Genomic DNA, 20,650 nt, shown 5'->3' with positions numbered 1-20,650 from the left:
CCCTCAAGGTGGCCTTACCAGCACGGGTGTCCTATGTGGACGCTGGCTCACGACCCGAGGGTTGCTCGCCTGACATAGGTGCCCAACGCACCCAGAGCGCCCCTCGGGCTTCCCCCGTAATCGCTCGACGTCCCGAACGCGCCGTTCAGGACACCGGCCCGGCGGCACCCACGGCCTCGCCCCCTTGCCCCGAACGCTCCGATCGAGACGCTGAACGTCCCGAACGCGTCGTTCGCGACGCCCGCGCGGCAGCACCAACGACCACCCACCCTTGTCCCGAACGCTCCGATGAGGACGTTCAACGTCGCGAACGCGTCGTTCGCGACACTGGCCCGCCAGCGCCAAGAGCCACCCACCCGCCCCGAACGGTCCGTTGAGGACGCTGAACGTCCCGAACGCGTCGTTCGCGACGGCCGACACCCCGATACCGGCGACCCCGGCGAACTGCCAGCGAAGCTACGACCTGCGCGCGTTGCGTTCGTAGACCAGCCGCAGGCCGAGCAGCGTCAGATCGGGGACGTGCTCGGTGATCGTCTCCGATTCGCTGAGCACCAGCGGGGCGAGCCCGCCGGTCCCGAGCACGGCGACCGGCGCGGCCCCGTCCGGCGACAGCTCGCGCACGATCCGCCGGACGAGGCCGTCGACCTGGCCCGCGAAGCCGTAGAGAATGCCCGACTGCAGGCATTCCACGGTGTTCTTGCCGATCACCGAACGCGGCGGCACGAGTTCGACCTTGCGCAACGCGGCGGCGCGGGCGGCCAGCGCGTCGACCGAGATCTCGATCCCCGGCGCGAACGCGCCGCCGAGGAATTCACCCTTCGCCGAGATCGCGTCCACATTGGTCGAAGTGCCGAAGTCGACCACCACGCACGCGGTGTTGTGCAGGTGATGCGCGGCCAGCGTGTTGACCAGCCGGTCCGCGCCCACCTCCTTCGGGTTGTCCACCAGCAGCGCGACGCCGGTGCGCACGCCGGGCTCGACGACGATCTTCGGCAGCCGCGGGTAGTAGCGCGCCAGCATCACCCGCAGCTCGCGCAGCACCGCGGGCACCGTCGACAGCGCGCTGATCCCGGTGATCGCGTCGGCGTACCGGCCGAGCAGACCCCGCATGGTCAGCGCGAGCTCGTCGGCGGTGATGTGCGCGTCGGTCCGCATCCGCCAGTCGCCGACGAGTTCCTCGCCCGAGTACAGGCCCAGCACGATGTTGGTGTTGCCGACGTCGACCACGAGCAGCACGAAGTTGTTCCTTTACTGCGGCGAGGCCGCCGTCCTGGGGTGGTTCAGCTCTCCGCGTGCAGCAACGCGTCGAGGCGGCGCGCGTCCGCGGTCTCGGCCACCGGGAACGCGATGGTGTCCTCCTCCGGCAACGTCACGGTGCCGCTGAGCAGGCCGGACCCCTCCGGCGCGTGGCCGGCGTCCGTACCGCGCTCGACGATCCGGTTGTCCGCGTCGACGAACACGATCCTCGGCTGGTAGGCGGCGGCCTCCGCGTTCTCCATCTGCCCGTAGGAGATCAGGATGACCAGGTCACCGGGGTGCACCAGATGCGCGGCGGCACCGTTGATCCCCAGCACGCCGCTGCCGCGTTCCCCCTTGATGACGTAGGTCTCCAGCCGCGCGCCGTTCGTGATGTCCACAATGGACACCTGCTCGCCCGGCAGCAGATCGGCGGCCTCCATCAGGTCCTCGTCGACGGTCACCGAACCCACGTAATGCAGGTCGGCCTGGGTCACCGTGACCCGGTGGATCTTCGATTTCAGCATCGTCCGGTACATCGTGGACTCTCCCTATTCCCCTGCGTCCAACTCAGCTGCCTCCGGATGCTCGGCGGCCTTGCCGAGCAGCACCGGAACGTTGTCGATCAGCCGGGTGCTCCCTACCCGGGCGGCGATCAGCAACCGTGCTTCACCGTCGACGGGCGCGGGCCCGAGGTCGGTTCCCCTCAACTCCAGATAGTCGACATCGACCGCAGGTCGCGCGGCCAGTGTCCGGTTCGCGGCGTCGAGCACCGCTTCGGCGCCCTCGCGCCCGACGAACGCCCCCGCGGTGAGGGCGGCCGACAGCGCTACCGCGTCCGCACGCTGTTCCGGCGTGAGGTACACGTTGCGCGAGGACAACGCGAGTCCGTCCCGTTCACGCACGGTCGGGACCCCGATCACGCGCGTGGGGATGTTCAGATCCGCCACCATGCGCTTGATCAGCACCAGCTGCTGGTAGTCCTTCTCCCCGAAGAACGCGTAATCCGGACGTACCAGGTTGAACAACTTCGCCACGACCGTGAGCACCCCGGCGAAATGCCCCGGCCGGGACGCGCCCTCCAGCTCGTCACCGAGCGGTCCGGGATGGACGGTCACCGTCGCGCCCTCAGGATAGAGATCCGACGCCTTCGGCACGAACGCGATTTCGGCGCCCGTCTCTTCGAGCGTCTTCAGGTCGTCCTCGAGCGGGCGGGGGTAGGCGTCGAAGTCCTCACCCTCGCCGAACTGCAGCGGGTTCACGAAGATCGACGCCGCCACGACGGTGTTCGGGATCCGCTTGGCGCGGCGCAGCAGCTCGCGGTGCCCGGCGTGCAGCGCCCCCATCGTCGGCACGAAGGAGACCTTGCGGCCCACCGCGCGCAACGCGCCGGTGACCTGGCTGACGTGCTCGGGCGGCTGGAACGTGTTCAGCCTGCCGCGGGTGAATTTCGGTGTGGTCACTGGATCTGCTGCCCTTCGGCGGGATCGTCGAGAAGATCGGTGAGCTCGGCGGCCGCGGCGCCGTCCAGCAGCCCGGCGGTTTCCGAGCGCGCGACCGTGCGCCTGGCGAGCGCGCGGTAGGCCGGGGCGACCTCGGGTGCCTGCTCGGTGAGCACGGCCAGATGCTTGCGGACGGTACCGAGATCACCACGGGCGACCGGACCGGTCAGTGCGCGATCCCCGTGCCGCAGCACATTATCCAATGCCGCCGACAACAACGGTGCGACGAGTCGCTCGGACTGGCCGATTCCGGCCTCCCGCAACAGTTCCGCGCAGTCGGCGACCAGCGTCATCAGGTGGTTCGCGCCGTGCGCGAGCGCGGCGTGATACAGCGCACGCGCAGATTCGGGCACCCGCACGGGCTCCGCGCCCATCTCGACGGCGAGTGCCTCGCCGACGTTCCACGCGGCCTCGTCGGCCCCCATCGCGGTGATCCCGATGCTGCACGCGGCCAGCCGCTCGAGGTCCTCGGACCGTCCGGTGAACGTCATCACCGGATGCAGGGCCAGCGGCAGCACGCCCGCTTCGGCGGCGGGCCCGAGCACGTCGACACCGTGTGCGCCCGAGGTGTGCACCACGATCTGCCCCTGCCGGAGCGAGCCGGTGGCGACCAGTCCGCGCACCATGCCGGCGAGCGCGTCGTCGGGCAGCGCGAGCACCACGAGATCCGCGCGCCGCACCACCTCGTCCGGGGGCAGCAGCGGCACATCCGGCAGCAGGCGTTCGGCCCGCGCCAGCGAAGCCGCGGACAATCCGGACGCCGCGACCACGGTGTGTCCCGCCCTGGCCAGCGCGGCACCGAGCACGCTCCCCACCCGGCCGGCGGACACGACACCCACCGCGAGTCGGGCGGGCCTCATCATGGCGTACGCCCGTGGACGCTCATGGCAGACTCCCTTTGCTCGTTCCAGTCCCGTTTTCTTCGCACGGGTACCAGACGACGCGGCGAGAGTAGCCCCGATCCGCCCGGAGCACGGGCCTCAGGTGACAAGCTTCACCCGGACCGGGTCACCCTGAGCGGGCGGTCTCCGCGAGCCGGACGGCCTCGGCACGGGCCGCTTTCAACGTGGCCAGCAGCTCGGCCTGGCGTTCCCGGTCGTCCTCCGTACGCAGTCCACGACGGTACAGAAAGGCCAATTCGGTCACACTGGCCTGGTAGAGCCCGACCGCCTTGGCGGCCCGTTTGCCGGACTCGCGCCGTGCCTGGCGCCGCCAGTCCCGGCGTCCCGGGAGGCTCGCGAGCAGGTCGACCTCCGACGGCGCGATCCAGCGGTTCGCGACCATCTTGGGCAACGCGGCGGCGACGATCCGCTGCTCACGGCGTCGCTGCAGCACCACGAGGTAGAAGACCCCGATGAACAGCGGGACCATGATCAGGAAGTACACGGTGAGGAACGTCTTCGATCCGCCGATCAGCGCGGCGCCGTTCCACAGCGCGTGCAGGCACACCGCCGCCACGTACCCGCCCAGCGGCGCGAGGATCCGCATCACCTTGCTCGCGGTGATCGCCGCGACCCCGATGCCGATGCCGGTGAGCACCGCGAACAGCGGATGCGTGAACGGCGACAGGACACCGCGCAGGAAGAAGGCGGCGAGCACCCCGGCGTTCTGGCCGTTCCCGAAGCCGTGGTCGGCGAACGCGCGGCCGAAGTAGTAGATGTTCTCCATGAAGGCGAAGCCGGCCGCGCTGAACCCGGCGTAGACGACACCGTCCACAACGCCGTCGAACTCGCTGGTGCGCCGCCACAGGATGAGCAGGACGAAGGCGCCTTTCAACGCCTCCTCGACGATCGGCGCGGAGACCACCGCGCTGAACGTGCTGCCCTGCCCGCTGCCCAGCAGCAGGTCACCCACGGCCTCCGCGGTGCTGTTGATGAGCAGCGCGGCGATCGCCGCCACGCAGGCACCCCAGGCGAAGGCCAGCAGCAGCAGCTTCGCGGGTTCGGGCTCCCAGCGGTCGACCCACAGGAACGTGGCCACGACCACCGCGACCGGCACGAGCGCCGCGAGGGTGCCGATCCCCACCGCGAGCACGCCGACGCGGGCCGTGGCGAGGCCGAACAGGAACAGGCCGCACAGGGCGACGGCGATGAGCCCGAGCACGGGTAGCAGGACGGTGATCCGCCGTGGCCTGCGCCCGCGGTCGAGAGTCGTCGCCGTGGAGGGAGGTCCGCTCACAGCGGGTCACCCTACGCACACCGCGCCGGGGCGGGTCCGCTCACCCGAACGCCCGGCACGAGATCAGTCCTCGGCACGACGGCGGCGCCGGGGCGTCGAACCGCCGGCACCGTGTGCCGCGAGCAGCTCGTTGACCGAGCGGCCCGCCGCGTGCGAACCACCGGCGGCGGCCTCTTCACGCTCGGCGGAGCGGCGGCCCCGCGACGCGGAACCGTTGGCCTCGGCGTCGTGCTCGGCCTGGTGGCTACCGGAACCGTTGACCGCGCTGCCGTTCCGCTCGCCGTTCACCGGCTGCATCCCGCGGCGGCTGGTGGACGCGCGCTCGGCGACCAGGCCTTCCCACGCGGGCGGCTCACCCTCGGGACGCCGGCGGCGGCCGCCGCCCGAGGCGGGGGCGGCGGACGGTGCCGGCTGGTCGTCGTCCGCACGACGGCGGCGTCCCCCGGTGCGGCCGAGGCCGCGTTCCGACGGCGGCGGGGCCGGTGTGGAGGACAACGGCGCCGGGGTCGGCGTCGTCGGTTCCTCGGGCGGATCCTCGGCCGGGGTGCGGTGCGCGCCGTGCCGGGACGCCGGGGTCTCGAGGATCGGCGAAAGATCCGACCGGGAGAATTGCTCCAGCTTGGACGGCTTGCGCTGTTCGGGCTCGGCGGGCGCCTGCGGCTCGGGACGCGCGGGCGGCAGATCGGTGCGCGAAGGCTGCCGGGCCGCGCGGGGCTGCTCCGGAGTCGGCTCCGTCGCCGGTTCGACCGGCGGCTGCGGCCGGTTCGGGCGGGCCCGCTCGGCGAAGTCGTCGCGGCTCGGGAACGCGGCACTCAGGTCGGACACGGCACGATCCGGCGTCCGGGACGCGGCCCAGCCCGGCTGCCATTCGGCGGTGTTCTCCTTGGGCGTCTCCGGCTCGGTGCGCGGGCGCGCGGGAGGCGCGACGCTCGAGGCCGGACGGCCACGGTCGGAAGGCTTCATCGCGGGCCGGGTCAGGTCCGGCTCCGCGGGCCGCTTCTCGACCGCGGGCATCCCCGGATTGCTCTGCTCGGCGTTCGGCCGCGGGCCGAACCGGCCCTGCGGCGCACCCGCGCGCGGCATCTGCGGCCGCGACGCCTCCGCCGGGCGCAGCTGCGGCCGGGAGGCTTCCACGGCACGCATCCCCGGCTGCGAGACCTCGGCGGGCCGGACGACGTCGGCCGCGGGCTGCGAAGCCTCCGAGCGGGGGACGTCACGGCGCGTGGCCTCGGCACGGGCGGGCGCCGGGCGGGACTTCTGCGGCTCCGGCGGGCGCTGCCGCTCGATACGCGTGGTATCCGTGCGCCCGGCCGCCGCGGCCTGCCGTCGTGCGGCCTCGGCCCGCAGCTCGGCGTCCTTCACCGCACGCGCGGCGGCGGTGTCGGCCAGTGGATCCGGCGGCGCCGGACGGGTCGGGGGTTTCCCCTCGGCGGGCGCCGGCTTCGGACGGGAAATCTGCTGCGTGTGCAGGATGTCGTCGCCGTTGTTCCCGGCCGCGGGTTTGCGGCGGCGTTCCGCCATCGGGACCTTGACGCGGTCGATCAGCTCGGTCGGCCGTTCGGTCTCGGTGGCCTTCTTGGCCTTCTTACCGCGGCCCTTCCCGGCGCCGTTGCGATTGCCGTTCCCGTTTCCGTTGGCGCTGCCGTTCGCATTGCCGTCGAGGGTCGCGCTGAGATTGCCGTTGCCACCGGTCCCGGCGAGCAGCTGGGCAGGGGCGGGCTTGCCGGTGCCGTCACCCCCGGTGACGAGCCGGTTCTCGTCGTGCAGCGAGCGCATCCTGGTCGCCTGCGCGGTGAGCGCGACCCGTTCCAGCAGCACTTCGCCGCCGAAGAGGGCCTGCAGGCTCTCCCGCAGGGCGAGGACCTCGGAACGCAGCGCCTCGAGTTCCTCCTGGGACCTCGAGTCGGCCGCGGCCCTGGCCTCCGCCTCCATCTCCAGCTCGTATTCGCGGCGAGCCGCGATCTCCCGCTCGAGTTCGAGCTCGTACACAGCCTGCGCCTCGGCGACCGCGTCCTCGCTGTGTGCCGCGTGCTTGCGATAACGCACCGCCAGGAAGCCGCCGATCAGGGCGGCCCACAGGGCAGCGACGATGCCGAGCCGGAGGTAGCGAAGGTCATCGCTGAGCACGAGCGCGAGGGTGGCGCCGATGGCGAGGACTAAGCCGACGACTAGCCACGGCCTGCCCAGTAGGCGGCCGCGCGAGTCGTCACCCACGCCGGTCATGCCTGACACCGTACCTTCTAGTAATCCGAACGAGACCTAGTCGGTACTTCGAGCGGTCCGATTCAGGCGTTAACCGGTCGTTCGTCCGGGGTGCTCCCGATCACTGTCCGACGGCGTCCGGCAGCAGTGCTCCAGCCACAAAGCCGCTGCTACGAGCACTGCCGACGACGCCACGCCGATCACCGCGGCCGGGGTGTCGGCGACCGCGGCAACGAGTTCGTCACGTCTGGGGAAGACGTAGGCGAACGCCGCCAGCCACGCTCCGGCCATGAACGCGCCCGCGAGCGAACTCGCCTTGGCGAGTGCCACCGAACGTGCGATGCCGATTGCGGAGCGTATCCGGCGGGTGCGGATACGGGACCGGACGACGAACGCCAGCACGGTCTCGATCACGGCCAGCACGGCGAACGTGATCCCGGCGAGCGCGGGCAGCTGCGGCAGCGATCCGTAGGAAATCAGGAACAGCAGGTAGACGAGGACCAGGCCGAGCAGCCCGGCCACCACCAGGTCCCGTGGCCGGGTGAAGTGCATGACCCCACGGTACCGAGTCGGCGCTGGGAGACTTGACTCTCCACCGACTGGAGACTTCACGATGCGACCCGTGGGTACTTTCACCATCGGCGAACTGGCCAGGCGTACCGGCCTGCCGGTCAAGACCATCCGGTTCTATTCGGACGAGGGCCTGCTGCCCCCGACCGAGCGGACGGGCGCCGGATACCGCCTCTACGACACCAAGGCGCTGGCCCGGCTCGAGCTGGTCCGGACGCTGCGCGAACTCGGTCTCGGGCTCGCCGACGTCGAACAGGTACTGAGCATGCAGGCGACGGTGCGGGATCTGGCGATCCGGCACGTCGAGGCGCTCGACGAGCAGATCCGGCGGCTGCGGCTGCGCCGGTCGGTCCTGCGCGCGGTGGTGAAGCGTGATTCCGAGCTGGAGGAAGTGAAACTGATGAACCGCCTCGCGTCGATGTCCGACGAAGAGCGCAAGCGCCTGGTCGACGAGTTCTGGGCGGAGGTCTCCGAGGGTCTCGACGTGGACCCGGAGTTCTACGCGCGGATGAGTTCGGCCAAGCCCGACCTGCCGGACGACCCGAGCCCCGAACAGCTGGAGGCCTGGATCGAGTTCGCCGAGCTGATCCAGGACCCCGGGTTCCGGGCGCTGATCCGCGGGATGAGCCAGCGGCACGCCGACCAACGGGAGACCGGTGAGCAGCCGGCGATCGGCGACGCCCAGCAGCAGCACTGGTTTTCCTGGAGCACACGGGCCCAGGAGTGCTTGGACGGTGGGATCGCGCCGGACTCCGCGGAGGGTCGTGAGCTGGCGGAGGAGATCTTCGCAGCGTCGGCGCCGACAGGCCGCGACACCACCGACCCGGCGTACCGGCTGCAACTCGCCGAGACGATCGCCGCGGGCGCCGACCCGCGAGCCGAGCGGTACTGGACGCTGCTCGGGATCATCAACGGCTGGCCACCCTTCCCGAGCCAGGCGGCCCCGGCGCAATGGCTGGTCGCGGCGCTCAACGCCCACGCCTGACGACCGTCTCCGTTGAGCGTCCCCCAGGTTGTCCACAACCACCCTCGTTGTCCACAGATTCACCGAGGACCCGATATCCCCAGGTCAACCGCGATACGCTGGTTGCAGGGGTGCCCCCGGGAGGGTGGGGAATGCCCAGAGGTTGTCAGGCCAGGGTGAGGTCGGGGCGGAGCCGGACACCGGCGCGGTCGGCTTCGGGCAGCGCCGCGAGCAGGTCCGCGATGGGGCCACGTCCGGGAAGTTCCGCGTCCGGCTCGATCTCGAGCCACGGGATGAGCACGCTCGCGCGGTCCGGCGTGCCGGGGTGCGGCAGCAGCAGTTCGGGGTCGTCCGAGCGCACGCCGTCGACGGTCACTATGTCGACATCGAGCGTCCGCGGCCCCCAGCGCTGCTCCCGCACCCGCTCCGCGGCCCGCTCGGCGGCTTGCCCGGTGCGCAGCCAGTCCCACTGGTCCCGCGCCGGGTCGTCGACGAGACAGACGGCGTTGAGGAAGTCCGGCTGGTCCTCCACGCCCCAGGGTTTCGTCTCGTACACCCCCGACACCGCGACGAGTGCCGGGCGCACGGCGTCGAGCGCTATCCGCAGGAAGCCGAGCCGGTCGCCGAGATTCGAACCGAGCGAGAGGACAGCGCGGCTCATCGCTCCCGCCGGACGGTGACGGCGACGTCGTCGAACGTCAGCGGAATCGGCGCGGACGGCTTGTGCACGGTGACCTCGACCGCGTCCAGCCGCTCGTCCCGGATCACCTCGTCGGCGATCCGGCCCGCGACACTCTCGATCAGGTCGTACGGCTCACCCGCGACGATCCCCGCCGCGAGCTCGGCCAGTTCCCCGTAGTGCAGTGTCTTGGTGAGGTCGTCGGACACCGCGGCCGGGCCGAGGTCCAGCCACACCGTGATGTCGACGACGAACTCCTGCCCGTCGCGCTTCTCGTGCTCGAACACCCCGTGGTGCCCGTAGACTCGCAACCCGGTCAACGTGATCCGGTCAGGCATTCGCCGTTCCCCTCTGCCAAGCCGCCGCGACGGCGGCCGCGTCCAGTGACGCGCCGACCTCGTGCACCCGCACTCCCCACGCACCGGCCGCCGCGGCCAGTACCGTCACCGCCGCGGTGGCGTCCTCACGGCCGTCCGGCGGGCGCGGCTTACCGTCCTTGTCGGACAGCAACCGTCCGAGAAAACGTTTTCGCGAAGCCCCGACGAGCACCGGGAATCCGAGCGACAGCAACGAATCCAGCCCGTGCAGCAGGGCCCAGTCGTGCTCCGCGTCCTTCGCGAATCCGAGCCCGGGGTCGAGTACCAGCGCGTGTTCGTCCACTCCGGACGCGAGCGCTTCGTCCACTCTGGACATCAGTTCGGCGCGCACCTCGGCCACCACGTCCCGATAGGACGCGAGCTGCTGCATGTCCTTGCTGTGCCCGCGCCAGTGCATCAGCACCCACGGCACCCCGGTCTCGGCCGCGACCCGCGCCATGTCCGGATCGGCGAGCCCGCCCGACACGTCGTTGATCACCCGCGCACCCGCTTCGAGCGCCGCCGCGGCCACCGCCGCACGAGTGGTGTCCACGGACAGCACGATGCCTTCGCCCGCGAGCGTGCGGATCACCGGGAGAATCCGGGAAAGCTCGGTTTCGGCGTCCACCCGGGACGCACCCGGCCGGGTCGACTCGCCGCCGACGTCGATCAGATCGGCCCCGCGTGCCCACATCTGCCGTGCATGGTCGAGTGCCTGCCCGACGTCGAGGTAACGGCCACCGTCGGAGAACGAATCCGGCGTGACATTGAGGACGCCCATCACGGCGCAACGGCCAGGCGAAGGCAGCGTGTTCACCGGCGACCCTTGATCAGTTCGAGCGCCTCGGCCCGCGAGGACGCCGACGTCTGCAGCAACCCCCGCACCGCCGACGTCGTCGTGCGGGCGCCGGGCTTGCGGATCCCGCGCATCGCCATGCACAGGTGCTCGGCCTCCATCACCACGATCACCCCGCGCGGCTCCAGCTTGCGCACCAGCGCGTCGGCGACCTGCGAGGTCAGCCGCTCCTGCACCTGCGGGCGCTTCGCGTAGAGATCGACCAGCCTGGCCAATTTGGACAGTCCGGTGACCTTGCCGTGTCCATTGGGGATGTACCCGACGTGCGCCACACCATGGAAGGGCACCAAATGGTGCTCACAGACCGAAAACATCGGGATGTCGGTGACGAGGACGAGTTCCTCGTGGGCCTCGTCGAAGGTCCGGTCGAGGACCGAGTCGGGATCGGCGTAGAGACCGGCGAACATTTCGTGATAGGCGCGGGCGACCCGGGCGGGCGTGTCGAGCAGACCGTCCCGGTCCGGGTCCTCACCGCAGGCGAGCAACAGCTCGCGAACCGCCTTCTCCGCCCGGTCCTGATCGAAGACCGGGCGGCCGGCGTCACTGCTTCTTGTCGTCTCGTCCATCCGCGTCACGACGGTGCTGCCCCTCGTCCTGCTGCTGACCACCGGCCGGGTCGGCGAACCAGCCGTGCTCGCGCGCGCGGTCGTCGGCGGCAGGGCGCCAGGGCTGGGCTGGCTGGCCACCCGGCGAGGTCGCCGGCGTCCAGCCCGGAGGAGCCCCGTAGTTCGGTGGGCCACCGGGCGCACCGGCCTGGCCACCGGGGTGGTACCCGCCTCCCGCCGGACCGCCCGGCTGCTGACCACCATAGGCCTGCGGCCAGGACCCGGTGCCGTTCGGTCCGGCATTCGGGCGACCGCCGTTCGCGTAGCCACCGGGCGGCGGCGGGGCGTACGGGTTCGCGTTCGGGTCCGCGACCGGGTACGGCGGCGGCGCGGGCAGCTCGCCGACGGCACCGGAACCACCGCCGACCGGGGTCGGCTCCGGCTGCGGCGCGGGCTTGGGCTCCTTCTCCGGCGGCGGCCACGGCTCGCCGCGCTCCATCGCCAGCTCGCCGGGGGTCTTGATCGGCGGCTTGTCCGACGGGGTCCGCTCACCGAACTCGTTGAACACGGTGATGTGCGGGCGCTTCTCGACGGTGGCGAAGATCCGCTCGAGATCCTTGCGCTGCAAGGTTTCCTTCTCGAGCAGCTCGATGACGAGATCGTCGAGCACGTCGCGGTAGGTGTTGAGCACGTGCCACGCCTCGGTGTGCGCGGTCTCGATGAGCTTGCGCACCTCCTCGTCGATCTCGTGCGCGACCTCGAGCGAGTAGTCCGCCTGCCGCCCCGCCGACCGGCCGAGGAACGGGTCGCCCTGCTCCTGGCCGTACTTGACCGCGCCGAGGCGGGCGCTCATGCCGTACTCGGTGACCATCGCGCGGGCGATCTTGGTCGCCTGCTCGATGTCGGACGAGGCACCGGTGGTGGGCTCGTGGAACACGAGCTCCTCGGCGGTGCGGCCACCCATCGCGAAGACCAGCCGTCCGATCATCTCGGAGCGGGTCATCAGCTCCTTGTCGTCCTCGGGGACGAGCAGGGCGTGCCCGCCGGTGCGGCCGCGCGGCAGGATCGTCAGCTTGTACACCGGTTCGATGTCCGGCATCGCCCACGCGGCGAGCGCGTGCCCGCCCTCGTGGTAGGCGGTGATCTTCTTCTCCTTCTCGGAGATGATCCGGCTCTTGCGCGCGGGCCCGCCGACGACGCGGTCGACCGACTCCTCCAGCGCGGCGTCGGTGATCACGTGCCCGTTCTGGCGGGCGGTGAGCAGCGCGGCCTCGTTGATCACGTTGGCCAGATCGGCACCGGACATGCCGACCGTGCGCTTGGCCAGCGCGTCGAGGTCGGTGCCCTGGGCGATCGGCTTGCCCTTCGAGTGCACGGCGAGGATCGCGCGGCGGCCGCGCAGGTCCGGCGCGGACACCGGGATCTGCCGGTCGAACCGGCCGGGCCGCAGCAGCGCCGGGTCGAGGATGTCGGGCCGGTTGGTGGCCGCGATCAGGATGATGCCGCCGCGGGCGTCGAAGCCGTCCATCTCGACGAGCAGCTGGTTCAGGGTCTGCTCGCGCTCGTCGTGCCCGCCGCCGAGGCCGGCGCCACGCTGGCGGCCGACGGCGTCGATCTCGTCGACGAAGATGATGCACGGCGCGTTCTGCTTGGCCTGCTCGAACAGGTCGCGGACACGCGAGGCACCGACACCGACGAACATCTCGACGAAGTCCGAGCCGGAGATCGTGTAGAACGGCACGCCCGCCTCGCCTGCGACGGCGCGCGCGAGCAGCGTCTTACCGGTACCGGGCGGCCCGTAGAGCAGCACGCCCTTCGGGATCTTCGCGCCGAGTGCCTGGTAGCGCGCCGGGTTCTGCAGGAAGTCCTTGATCTCGTACAGCTCTTCGACGGCCTCGTCCGCGCCCGCGACGTCGCCGAAGGTGGTCTTCGGCATGTCCTTGTTGAGCTGCTTGGCCTTCGACTTGCCGAAGTTGAGGACGCGGTTCCCGCCGCCCTGTGCGTTGTTCATCATCCACATCAGCAGCCCGAGCACGAGCGCGAGCGGGATGGCGAAGATCAGCAGCTGGGTCAGGAAGCCCTGCTGGGTCACCTTGGTGGTGAACTTGATCGGCGCGTCACCGTTCTTCGCGGCGAGCAGTTTGCTGTAGATGTCGTAGGTCGCGTCCGAGGGGTACTGCGCGATGATCTGGTCGGTCTGCTGACCGTCGTAGTCGATCTTCTGCGTCAGCAGCAGCTTGACCTGCTGCTCCTTGTCCTCGAGATTCGCTTCCTTGATGTGGTTCTGGGTGATCTGCTGGTTCGCCACCGAGATGGGCACCTGGGTGTACCCACGATCGCTGTCGAAGATCGTGTTGTATGCGAACAACGCCAGCAACCCTGCGACGATCCACAGCAGTGGGTTCCTGAGCACGCTCTTCCGGTTCATACGACTCGGCCCTGCTGGCCTCGACCCTCCCTGGTTGGGCGGCTCCTGTGATACCCGCCATGCGATCTTGACAGCCGTGGTGCCTGAACACCCGTCCCATCAGGGTACCGTCCGCCCGGGCGAACGACCCCTGTGAGCCTCCAGGTCAACGGTCCACGCCGCACCCGGGTTCCCTGGCGGGCAGGCTAGCGTGTGTCGACCGCCACGCTGGAGACCATCTCACCGAGCCGGGTCCGCAGTGTTTTCGGGTCCGCCGGAGCGACGGTCACCCACTCCCGCCCGTCGGTACCCGCCCGTGACAGGCTCAGATAACGCCCGGTAGCGGTGTCGAACCAGGCCAGCACCCGCGACCGCTGCCGCGCGCCGACGTGCGAGCGGCTGTTCGCTGCGAGCTGACCGCCGCACAGCCGGGGCTGGCCCGCCAGCTTGGCGTAGGCCTCACGCGGATCGGCTGTGACGCGCTCGCTCAGTGATGTCCGTCTCGGTGCCTGCGCGCGTTCTTTCCGCTTGCCCTTTTCCGGCTCTTCCGCCGGTGTGGCGCTGACCGGGACACGCACCGGCGCGGTGCGCAGCGCCTCGTCCAATGGCAGCGTGATCGAGGCTTCGGAGCCACGCCTGCCAGGGGGCAGCAGCTCGACGATGGTCGACACGAGCCCGTCGGGCGGGGCGTCCCGCAGCCAGATGCCGTCGGCGTCCTGGATGGCCACGACGCCCTTGCGGCCGTCGCCCGCGGCGAGCAGCCCGACGGTCGGCGCCTGGAACCGCGGGATGTGCAGCGCGTCGATCGTCATCGGCGCGCGGGCGAGCAGGTGCAGCGTGTCCTCGATGTCCGGTTCGAGCCTGCCTCGCGAATCACGGAGACCACGGGCCTTCAGCTCGTTGTCGACGCGGTGACGCAGCGAAACCCGCTCGTCGTCGGTCGTGCCGTGGGACGGGACGCGCAGCGGGTACGGCAGTTCACCGAGCTGGGCCGACTCCCACAGGAAGTCGAAGGTCAATGCCGTAAAGAACTCCTGGAACCCCAACGTCACTCTCCACTATCGATCTCACGCACAGCGTAGCGCCGCCACCGCACGGCCGGAAACGCCTTCCACACGGTGGCCGCTGGGGCGTCAGAGCGAGGCGGTGGTGGCGTTCGCGGCCGAACTCAGCATCTCGCCGAGCCGGTGCCGCAGCGTCGCGGGGTCGGCGGGGGCGATGGTGATCCAGTCACGGCCGTCACGGCCGCGGGAAGCCTGCGTGAAGTACCGGCCGGTCTCGGTGTCGAACCAGCTCAGCACCGGGGTCCTGGTCCGGCCGCCGATGCGGCTGCGCGCGTTGGCGCCGATCTGGCCGCCGCGCAGCCGGGGCTGGGCGTGCAGCCTGGCGAGCGCCTTGCGGTCCTCGTCGACGCTCGCGCGGCCGTCGGCGTCGACGTGGTTTCCGCGCCGCTGCAGGAAATCCGCCCCGGAGTTGCCGATGAGCTGTTCCAGCGGCACGGTGATGGACTTCTCGGTGCCGCGCTGCGCGCCGGGCAGCAACGAGATGACCGCGCTGGCCAGGCCGTCGGCCGGGATCGGCTGCAGGTGCAGGCCGCGGCCGTCCTGCACGGCCAGCAGCCCCTGTCCGCCGAGCGCGCCGGCGACCGCGAGCAGCGGTTCGCCGTTCGGGTCGAGCAGCTGGACGATGTCCAGGCTCAGGCCCGGCGAGGCGAGCACGCCGAAGTAGTCCTCGAGGTGGGGTTCCGGGCGGCCGCGGTGATCGGCCAGCCCACGCCGGGCGAGCGCGTCCAGCGTCTGACGCCGCAGCGCGGCACGTTCGTCGAGGGTCGCCCCGTGCGAACGCGCCCGCAACGGGTAGGGCAGCTCGCCCACGGCGGCGGACTCCCACAGGAAGTCCAGTTCGAGCGGCGTGAGCAGCTCCGCGGCCGGCATCGACCAGCCCCTCCCAGGATTCGGGGCGGGCGCGCGGTTTCTCCCGCGCGCCCGCTCGGCCTCAGCGGTCGTCTTCGTCCGACCACGCGCCGATGACCGGCGGCGGGGTCGCTTCGTTGGCACCGAAGGTGTCGTCGGGGTCGGGCTCGATGAGGAACGAGGCGTGCGTGTGCTCCTCGTCCTGCTCGGCGTGCGCACCGTGCGCGCCGCCCATGCCACCCATGCCGCCCATCGGGTTCATCCCCGGCGGCGTGGCCTGCCCGCCGATGGTGCCCGCCGAGGAGACGACGCCCGGCTGCGGAGCACCGGCCGAGGCCGCGCTCTGCGCGGCGCCCTGATGGTCGGCCGCCGCGGCGGCAGTGTCCGATTCGGACTTCGCGCCGGACTTGCTGCCCTGGCTCAGCGCCCGGCCACCGGCGAGGCCGAGACCGCCGCCGAGCGCGCCGAGTCCCAGAGCCTGGCCGACGCCGCTGCCCGTGCCGCCGCCGGCCGGCACCGCGGGGGCCGCGGGCGCGGCCGGTACACCGCCCGCACCGACACTGGCACCGCCTGCCAGCGCGTTGCCGCCGGTGTAGCCGGAAGTCGCGAACGTCCCGGAGTCCGGCACGTGCCCGGCAGGCCCACCCTGCCCGCCGGCACCGCCGCCGGCGGCGTGACTGCCGAAGGACGTTCCGCTGCCGCTGATGCCGTGCCCGACCGGGGTGGCGTTGATCCCGCCGACGTTGCCGAAGCCGCCGACCGAGTTGTGTGTCGCGGTCGGCTTCATGCCGAGCGATTCGGGGCCGAAGCTCGGGGTCGAGCTGTCCACCTCGCTCATCGCCTTGGTGTACTCGTCGAAGAACCGGACCTGCACGGCCTTGACGCTGCCGGCGTCGTCGGCGGGGCCCTTCTGGTCGACAACCAGCGCGGCCGGGCCACCGGCGAGCGCGCCGGCCACGGCCTGGCTGGGGTCGTGCTTCTTCCCCTTGGGCATGTTCTTCACTTTTTCGGCCGCGGAGGCCTGCTTGGCCAGCCTGTCCGCCATCGTGTGCGCGGCTTCCGACGCCTGCGAGCCCGAGTTCGCGATGGCGACCAGCGCGCCCTGCGCGGACGCGGCGCCCTCGCCGACCCACACCGCGCCCAGTTCGGAGATCGCGGCGTACAGATCGTTCGACGCCTGGCTCAGCTCACGGCCGTGATGGCTCCAGGCGTGCCCGATCGCCACGGCCGTGGCGGGCTCGTTGTTGTTGATCGCCATGTCATAGAGATCGCCGCTGTCCTGGCTCGCCCAGTTCGGCGGACTCCCGATCGCGCGGTCTCCGCCGATCTCGAAGCCGTCCGAACGGCCGCGGGCGGCGTTGACGATGTCCTGCGACGCCGAGTTGTCCCCGAGCGGGACCTTCGACGCGGTGGAACCGGTCGAACCAATGGACGGCGAGGTGGGGACGGACGAGGACGAGTCGCCGCCCAGCCCTTCGCTGCTGTGCTTGGGTGCCATGACTTCGGATTCCCCCTCAGGTGTCAGGCGTGACGGAACGGATCGGCGGCGGCCTGGTCGATCTCGTGGTACTTGGCCATCGCGGTGACGATGCCCTGCTCGGCGGCCTCGTACTGGCTCAGCAGGTTCCGCAGCGCGGCGGCGTAGGAGTCGTTGCCGCCCTCGGCGCGCTGCTCGAACTTGGCTGCCATCGCCCGGCCGACCGGGTTGTCGCCGAGCTTCGGCTTCTCGGCGAGCGCACCGGCGCCCGCGAGCAGCGCCTCGACCGTGTCCTTGCCGGTGCGGATCTTCTTCAGCACCGTCTGGGCCGCGTCGGGATCGATCCCCACCTGACCAGCCACCGCCGCTGCCTTGAACGCGTTCGCGTCAGCCAAGCTGCTGTTGCCCATCTGCCCTCTCTCCATTCCCCCTGGCAGGCCGCCATCGACACCGTCGGCCCTGTGGCCTGGACTCTTTGCTTAGGTTAACCGACCAGATCGGCACCTATGACGCAATGGCGATGCTCAGGGTTCCGCATCACCGCCCGTGACCGCAAGCAGTTCCGCGAAGAAGGGGCAAGTCCTCGTTCACACGACGAGGTCAGGACGTGTAGACGTGGGGATCCAGCGTCCCGATGTAGGGAAGGTCGCGGTAACGCTCCGCATAGTCGAGGCCGTAGCCGACGACGAACTCGTTCGGGATGTCGAAGCCGATGTACTTGACCGGGACGTCGACCTTGACCGCCTCCGGCTTGCGCAGCAGCGAGACGACCTCGAGCGACGCCGGGTTGCGGCTCGCCAGGTTCTTCAGCAGCCACGACAGCGTCAGGCCCGAGTCGACGATGTCCTCGACGATCAGGACGTCACGGCCCGCGATGTCGCGGTCGAGGTCCTTGAGGATGCGAACCACCCCCGAGGAGGAGGTCGACGAGCCGTACGACGAGACGGCCATGAACTCCAGCTGCGTCGGCAGCGGCAGCGCCCGCGCGAAGTCGGTCATGAACATCACGGCGCCCTTGAGCACACCGACCAGCAGGAGTTCCCCGCTTCCGTTGGCCGGGTAGTCGGCGGCGATCTTGGCCGACAGTTCCGCGATCTTGTCCTTGATCTGCTGCTCGGTGACGAGCACGGAGGCGATCTCGCCTTCGTACACGGGTCATTCCCCTCGTGTGGTGGATTGAGGTTTCAGGCAGAGCCTGCCATGTGCCCGGCGTGCCTCCAAGTCGCCGGGTAGCCAAACGCCGCCCTGCCCGCGCCAGCGGCCGATCAGCGCGTCGACGGCCCGCAGGTGCGCGTCGGTGAGTTCGCGGACCCCGCCGATCAGCAGCCACCTGCGCAGGACCCGCCGCCGGAGCGCGGGCGGCTCCGGGGTGAGCACGGCGACGTCGAGGCCGTCACCGGTGTCCGAACGGGACAGCAGCGCGTCGGCGAGTGTGTCCAACGCCTCGGTGTCTTCGCGCAGCTGTGCCGCGGTGCGGGCGAGCGCGGCGGCGACCCCGCCGTTGAGGACGTCTTCCAGCAGCGGCAGGGCTTCGGTGCGCAGCCGCACGCGGGTGAACCGCGGGTCGGCGTTGTGCGGGTCGTGCCAGGGTTCGACGCCGAGTTCGGCGCAGGCGCGCGCCGTGGTGGCCCTGGTGACGCCCAGCAGCGGCCGTCCCCACGGCGGATCGTGCGGGCGCATTCCGGCGACCGACCGCGGCCCCGAACCGCGACCGAGGCCGAGCAGCACCGTCTCCGCCTGGTCGTCGAGGGTGTGGCCGAGCAGGACGAGCGCGTCGGCGGGAATCGCGCGCCGCAGCGCGTCGTACCGGGCCCTGCGCGCGGCCGCCTCCGGACCACCGGGACCGCTGACGGTCGCGGTGAGGATCTCGGCCTCGTCGGCGCCCAGCTCACGGGCGACCGTGACGGCGTCCTCGGCGATCTTCGCCGAGTTTTCCTGCAGACCGTGATCGACCACGAGTGCACGAACCCGCTGTCCCGTCCGGTGCGCGGCGTGCGCGGCCGCTTCGATCAGCGCGAGCGAGTCGGCGCCGCCGGACACCGCGACGTCGATCCGTGCCGGGAGTGGCATGGCGGCGAGGAAATCGCGGACGGCCAGCCGGACCTCCGCCACCGCCTGCCCGGGGCCGTTCACCCGTGCAGGCGCCGGACCCAGGCCGCGGGGTCGGTGATCTCGGCGCGGGTGGGCAGCGTGTTGGGAGACGTCCAGACGGCGTTGAACCCGGCCATGCCGACCTCGTCGACGACGTACCGGGTGAACTTCGCGCCCTCCTCGTACTGGCGGATCTTCGCGTCGATGCCCAGCAGCGCGCGCAGCAGCCGGTCGAACGGGCCGCCGCCCTTGCGCCGCGCGGTGAACCGCGAGCGGATCGTGTCGACGGACGGCACGACCCGCGGCCCGACGGCGTCCATCACGTAGTCCGCGTGGCCCTCCAGCAGCGTCGACAACGCGAGCAGCCGGTCGAGCACGGCGCGTTCCGCCGGGGACTGGAGGAGATCGACGAGCCCGCCGCCGAACCGGCCGCGCCCGGCCTGCTTGATCACGTCGGGCAGCTTGCCGACCAGATCGGACAGACCGTCGGCGTCCCGGCCCGCCAGCCCCGCGACGAGCCGCTCGACCTCGTCGGCGAAGTAGTCGCGCAGCCAGGGCACGGCGGTGAACTGCAGGCGATGGGTGCATTCGTGCAGGCAGACCCAGAGCCGGAAATCGTGCGCGGACACGTCCATGGCGCGCTGCGCCGCGACGACGTTGGGGGCGACGAGCAGGAGCTGCCCCGTTTTTTCGGGGCCGCCGAAGGGGTCGTACTGGCCGAGAACCCGGGAGGCGAGGAACGCGAGCACCACCCCGGTCTGCACCCCGGCGCCGGACGCCAGTATCGGGCCCAGTGGGCCACCCTGCGCCGCGGGCAGCGCGCGGCCGGTGAGCGCGTCGAGCCCGGACGCGGCGGAACGGACCCAGCCCGGCCGGTCCACGACCTCGCCGGGCAGCAGCGGCAGGTCGAGCCCGAGCCCGGTCAGCTCGCGGACGTGCCCCTCGGCCTCCACGGTCAGCTCGCGGAGGCCGGCGACGGCCGCCTCGGCCTCCTCGCGCGGCACCTGCGGGCCGCCACGCACCAGGAACGCGGCGGTCGACGCGGCGAGTGACCAGTCGACGATCGGGCGACGGCGGGTCTCGGTTTCCTGACTCACCCTTTCGACGCTACCCGTCCGCGGCGGTTTTTCCGCCACGCCTTCCGTATCGATCTCCTGCCGATCGCCTCACGTCCGCCGCCCGTTCCTGCCGGGCGTTGTGGTCGGGCATCGTGGTCGGGCGTCGTGGTCAGGTGTCGTGGTCGGGGTGGGAGCAAGGGACCTTTGCTATCGCTTCCGGTGTGACCGAGGCGTGCGGTGCGGGGTCGGCGCGAGGCCGGTGTGCCCGAGAGTGTCCCGAACGACGCGTTGCGGACGTTGAGCGTCTCGAACGCGTCGTTCAGGGCATGCTCGCGGACGCGGGACCGGGCGGCTCGCCGGCAGAGCATGTCCCGAAAGCGTCGTTCGAGACGTTCACCGCCGCGAACGACGCGTTCCGGACATCCCCGAGCCCCCACTTACCTCATACCGCACCCGTCCGACACCGAGTGCTCCGTTCGCCGCCGCGGCACCCGAGTTGTCCACAACGGCACCGGCCATCCACAGATTCGCCGAGCGCCCGTTTTCCCGCCCCCGACGGCGATACGCTGGTTGCAGGGGTGCCCCCCGGGAGGGTGGGGGATGCTCTTTGCGGTAC

General features: G+C 71.2%; 20 protein-coding genes. 1 reads left to right on the top strand and 19 read right to left on the bottom strand.

Annotated features, from left to right (window positions below; all coding sequences use genetic code 11):
* Window positions 1–456 precede the first annotated feature (456 nt).
* From ACFWX1_RS12805 to ACFWX1_RS12775, 7 genes are all read right to left on the bottom strand, one after another.
* Window positions 457–1,236 (bottom strand): type III pantothenate kinase, encoded by a 780-nt coding sequence (locus ACFWX1_RS12805; protein WP_378386724.1) that lies wholly within the window; start codon window positions 1,234–1,236, stop codon window positions 457–459.
* Between the two features lie 44 nt (window positions 1,237–1,280).
* On the bottom strand, window positions 1,281–1,775 hold the full coding sequence (gene panD, locus ACFWX1_RS12800) for an aspartate 1-decarboxylase (protein ID WP_378329000.1): 495 nt from the start codon (window positions 1,773–1,775) through the stop codon (window positions 1,281–1,283).
* 12 nt (window positions 1,776–1,787) lie between these two features.
* Window positions 1,788–2,699, bottom strand: a complete 912-nt coding sequence (panC, locus tag ACFWX1_RS12795; protein ID WP_378386722.1) for a pantoate--beta-alanine ligase — start codon at window positions 2,697–2,699, stop codon at window positions 1,788–1,790.
* Complete coding sequence (locus tag ACFWX1_RS12790) at window positions 2,696–3,649, bottom strand: Rossmann-like and DUF2520 domain-containing protein (protein ID WP_378386739.1); 954 nt, start codon at window positions 3,647–3,649, stop codon at window positions 2,696–2,698. The genes panC and ACFWX1_RS12790 overlap by 4 nt, the downstream gene beginning before the upstream one ends.
* 97 nt (window positions 3,650–3,746) lie before the next feature.
* Window positions 3,747–4,916, bottom strand: a complete 1,170-nt coding sequence (locus ACFWX1_RS12785; protein ID WP_378386720.1) for a PrsW family intramembrane metalloprotease — start codon at window positions 4,914–4,916, stop codon at window positions 3,747–3,749.
* Between the two features lie 63 nt (window positions 4,917–4,979).
* Window positions 4,980–7,139, bottom strand: coding sequence for a DUF6779 domain-containing protein (locus ACFWX1_RS12780; protein ID WP_378386718.1), 2,160 nt, complete (start codon window positions 7,137–7,139; stop codon window positions 4,980–4,982).
* A gap of 69 nt (window positions 7,140–7,208) precedes the next feature.
* On the bottom strand, window positions 7,209–7,670 hold the full coding sequence (locus tag ACFWX1_RS12775; protein WP_378386716.1) for a DUF3180 domain-containing protein: 462 nt from the start codon (window positions 7,668–7,670) through the stop codon (window positions 7,209–7,211).
* Window positions 7,671–7,731: 61 nt separating this feature from the next.
* Here ACFWX1_RS12775 and ACFWX1_RS12770 point away from each other — a divergent pair, with 61 nt between their 5' ends.
* Window positions 7,732–8,673, top strand: a complete 942-nt coding sequence (locus ACFWX1_RS12770) for a MerR family transcriptional regulator (RefSeq protein WP_378386714.1) — start codon at window positions 7,732–7,734, stop codon at window positions 8,671–8,673.
* A 145-nt stretch (window positions 8,674–8,818) separates the two neighbouring features.
* Here the strand turns inward: ACFWX1_RS12770 and folK are convergent, their stop codons facing one another.
* From folK to ACFWX1_RS12710, 12 genes are all read right to left on the bottom strand, one after another.
* A complete protein-coding gene (folK, locus tag ACFWX1_RS12765; RefSeq protein WP_378386712.1) occupies window positions 8,819–9,313 on the bottom strand; it encodes a 2-amino-4-hydroxy-6-hydroxymethyldihydropteridine diphosphokinase in 495 nt (164 codons plus the stop codon).
* Window positions 9,310–9,669, bottom strand: coding sequence for a dihydroneopterin aldolase (gene folB / locus ACFWX1_RS12760; RefSeq protein WP_378386711.1), 360 nt, complete (start codon window positions 9,667–9,669; stop codon window positions 9,310–9,312). Before folB ends, folK begins: the two co-directional genes overlap by 4 nt.
* A complete protein-coding gene (gene folP, locus ACFWX1_RS12755; protein ID WP_378386737.1) occupies window positions 9,662–10,468 on the bottom strand; it encodes a dihydropteroate synthase in 807 nt (268 codons plus the stop codon). Before folP ends, folB begins: the two co-directional genes overlap by 8 nt.
* A gap of 32 nt (window positions 10,469–10,500) precedes the next feature.
* Window positions 10,501–11,109 carry a GTP cyclohydrolase I FolE gene (gene folE / locus ACFWX1_RS12750; protein ID WP_378386709.1) on the bottom strand — a complete coding sequence of 203 codons (609 nt, stop codon included), beginning with the start codon at window positions 11,107–11,109 and terminating at the stop codon, window positions 10,501–10,503.
* Complete coding sequence (ftsH, locus tag ACFWX1_RS12745) at window positions 11,084–13,516, bottom strand: ATP-dependent zinc metalloprotease FtsH (protein WP_378386707.1); 2,433 nt, start codon at window positions 13,514–13,516, stop codon at window positions 11,084–11,086. Before ftsH ends, folE begins: the two co-directional genes overlap by 26 nt.
* A 185-nt stretch (window positions 13,517–13,701) precedes the next feature.
* Entirely contained in the window at window positions 13,702–14,541 is an 840-nt protein-coding gene (locus tag ACFWX1_RS12740) for an ESX secretion-associated protein EspG (RefSeq protein WP_378386705.1), read from the bottom strand.
* Between the two features lie 87 nt (window positions 14,542–14,628).
* On the bottom strand, window positions 14,629–15,429 hold the full coding sequence (locus ACFWX1_RS12735; RefSeq protein WP_378386703.1) for an ESX secretion-associated protein EspG: 801 nt from the start codon (window positions 15,427–15,429) through the stop codon (window positions 14,629–14,631).
* A gap of 61 nt (window positions 15,430–15,490) precedes the next feature.
* Entirely contained in the window at window positions 15,491–16,906 is a 1,416-nt protein-coding gene (locus ACFWX1_RS12730; protein ID WP_378386701.1) for a hypothetical protein, read from the bottom strand.
* Window positions 16,907–16,929: 23 nt separating this feature from the next.
* The gene (locus tag ACFWX1_RS12725; protein ID WP_378386699.1) at window positions 16,930–17,295 is read right to left on the bottom strand and encodes a hypothetical protein; all 366 of its coding nucleotides are present in this window, start codon (window positions 17,293–17,295) and stop codon (window positions 16,930–16,932) included.
* A gap of 190 nt (window positions 17,296–17,485) precedes the next feature.
* Window positions 17,486–18,037 (bottom strand): hypoxanthine phosphoribosyltransferase, encoded by a 552-nt coding sequence (gene hpt / locus ACFWX1_RS12720; protein ID WP_345406546.1) that lies wholly within the window; start codon window positions 18,035–18,037, stop codon window positions 17,486–17,488.
* Between the two features lie 3 nt (window positions 18,038–18,040).
* Window positions 18,041–19,018, bottom strand: a complete 978-nt coding sequence (tilS, locus tag ACFWX1_RS12715) for a tRNA lysidine(34) synthetase TilS (RefSeq protein WP_378386697.1) — start codon at window positions 19,016–19,018, stop codon at window positions 18,041–18,043.
* Entirely contained in the window at window positions 19,015–20,040 is a 1,026-nt protein-coding gene (locus ACFWX1_RS12710; RefSeq protein WP_378386735.1) for a zinc-dependent metalloprotease, read from the bottom strand. Before ACFWX1_RS12710 ends, tilS begins: the two co-directional genes overlap by 4 nt.
* Window positions 20,041–20,650: the final 610 nt, after the last annotated feature.

Origin of the sequence: Amycolatopsis sp. NPDC059021 (assembly GCF_042739895.1) — a bacterium.
In the GTDB taxonomy this organism is placed as follows: Bacteria; Actinomycetota; Actinomycetes; order Mycobacteriales; family Pseudonocardiaceae; genus Amycolatopsis.
This window is presented reverse-complemented; position numbering and strand designations above follow the sequence as displayed.

Bases quoted from the DNA above. Each gene is read 5' to 3' on its own strand.
- panD (WP_378329000.1), bottom strand. From the start codon at position 1,775: ATGTACCGGACGATGCTGAAATCGAAGATCCACCGGGTCACGGTGACC.
- ACFWX1_RS12780 (WP_378386718.1), bottom strand. From the start codon at position 7,139: ATGACCGGCGTGGGTGACGACTCGCGCGGCCGCCTACTGGGCAGGCCG.
- ACFWX1_RS12775 (WP_378386716.1), bottom strand. From the start codon at position 7,670: ATGCACTTCACCCGGCCACGGGACCTGGTGGTGGCCGGGCTGCTCGGC.
- ACFWX1_RS12770 (WP_378386714.1), top strand. From the start codon at position 7,732: ATGCGACCCGTGGGTACTTTCACCATCGGCGAACTGGCCAGGCGTACC.
- folK (WP_378386712.1), bottom strand. From the start codon at position 9,313: ATGAGCCGCGCTGTCCTCTCGCTCGGTTCGAATCTCGGCGACCGGCTC.
- folB (WP_378386711.1), bottom strand. From the start codon at position 9,669: ATGCCTGACCGGATCACGTTGACCGGGTTGCGAGTCTACGGGCACCAC.
- folP (WP_378386737.1), bottom strand. From the start codon at position 10,468: ATGGGCGTCCTCAATGTCACGCCGGATTCGTTCTCCGACGGTGGCCGT.
- folE (WP_378386709.1), bottom strand. From the start codon at position 11,109: ATGGACGAGACGACAAGAAGCAGTGACGCCGGCCGCCCGGTCTTCGAT.
- ftsH (WP_378386707.1), bottom strand. From the start codon at position 13,516: ATGAACCGGAAGAGCGTGCTCAGGAACCCACTGCTGTGGATCGTCGCA.
- ACFWX1_RS12735 (WP_378386703.1), bottom strand. From the start codon at position 15,429: ATGCCGGCCGCGGAGCTGCTCACGCCGCTCGAACTGGACTTCCTGTGG.
- ACFWX1_RS12730 (WP_378386701.1), bottom strand. From the start codon at position 16,906: ATGGCACCCAAGCACAGCAGCGAAGGGCTGGGCGGCGACTCGTCCTCG.
- ACFWX1_RS12725 (WP_378386699.1), bottom strand. From the start codon at position 17,295: ATGGGCAACAGCAGCTTGGCTGACGCGAACGCGTTCAAGGCAGCGGCG.